We start from the raw sequence: 1,172 nt of genomic DNA on the forward strand, positions 1-1,172 counted from the left end.
AAACGCCTTGGGAGAGTCCGGCCTCTGGATTCTTAATGGAGACATTGAGAATCTAAGCTGTCTCGTTGAACAAGGAATTTCTAACAGCAATGTGGAAAGAATCCCCCGTCACAGCGTAGCTTGACGGTGGGAGTATGTCAATAAACGGGTAATTCGTCCCCAAGAGGCTCAATTGCGTCTAGAGAGAATTACTAGGGATGCCGTTAATTTATATGTCAATAATTTAAGCAATGAATTGGCAAATATACAGGCTAGTTATCAAATTCCCCAAGGCAAATGGGACCGTTATCTTAGTGATATAGCCGTAACAATTAAAGATACCGAGGGCAATATTTCTAATACATCAATTAAACTTTTAGTCGGTGGCACCACTGCTTTAGGAGTTAAATCTCTGGTCCCAGTGATGAAAGTGGGCAGCACAGTTTATTTGTCCCTAGCGGGAAAAACGGGGGCGAAAATTGCCACTAAAACCGGTGGGGCAGTAGCGAGTAGTTTTGGGGCAGAATTAATCGATCCAATCGTGGGAATTGGTTTGATAGTTTGGGATTTATGGGACTATCAGCACCGGGTAAACATTGAAAAACCGATTCTGCGGGATGCCATTTTTAATTATTTACAAGAAGTCAAATACGATCTGGTCAATAATCATCAAGGTAGCGTCCTTTCATCTATTTATCAAATTGAAGCCACTGTCAATAAATCCTTAGTGAGAACCTAAGTAGGGTTAGCTGAAAAAGTTTGTTGGTTGGGTTAGGAGTCAGGAGTACAATTGCATGAATGGGGCTATTATATAGAAATATATTTATGAATCTATTCTTGCTATTAAGAGTAAATTAGATACTGGAGTAAAGTTTAAAAAAAACTGAGAAAATACACAAAATCCAGATACGCTAAAAAAGTATCTCTTCACTTTCAAAGGGTTATGAACACAAGTGTAGATAGTTTAAAAATGAAACGTAGAGTAATACTAAATCCGGTTATTAAAGACTGATTATTTATTCTCCCTTTTGCATGAGTGCCTCTCCTGATAAGTAGGGTTTGCTGAAAAAGTTTTTCCTAGGGGCAGGGTGTAGGGTGTGGGGTGTGGGGTGTGGGGTTTTACCGATTTTGAGGGGGTCAATTACCTAATTTTCAGGGAAAAAGTCCCTGAATTTACCCCTGATCACTCCCAT

Annotated in this window: 2 pseudogenes; both read left to right on the top strand. The window is 39.7% G+C overall.

Annotated elements, in window-relative coordinates:
- A pseudogene (locus O9295_RS07900) lies at positions 1-124 on the top strand (zinc ribbon domain-containing protein); the annotation flags it as partial.
- A gap of 18 nt (positions 125-142) precedes the next feature.
- Positions 143-718 (top strand): annotated as a pseudogene (locus tag O9295_RS07905) (hypothetical protein); the annotation flags it as partial.
- Between the last annotated feature and the right edge of the window lie 454 nt (positions 719-1,172).

Origin of the sequence: Microcystis sp. LE18-22.4A (assembly GCF_027531105.1) — a bacterium.
GTDB classification, from domain to species: Bacteria; Cyanobacteriota; Cyanobacteriia; order Cyanobacteriales; family Microcystaceae; genus Microcystis; species Microcystis aeruginosa.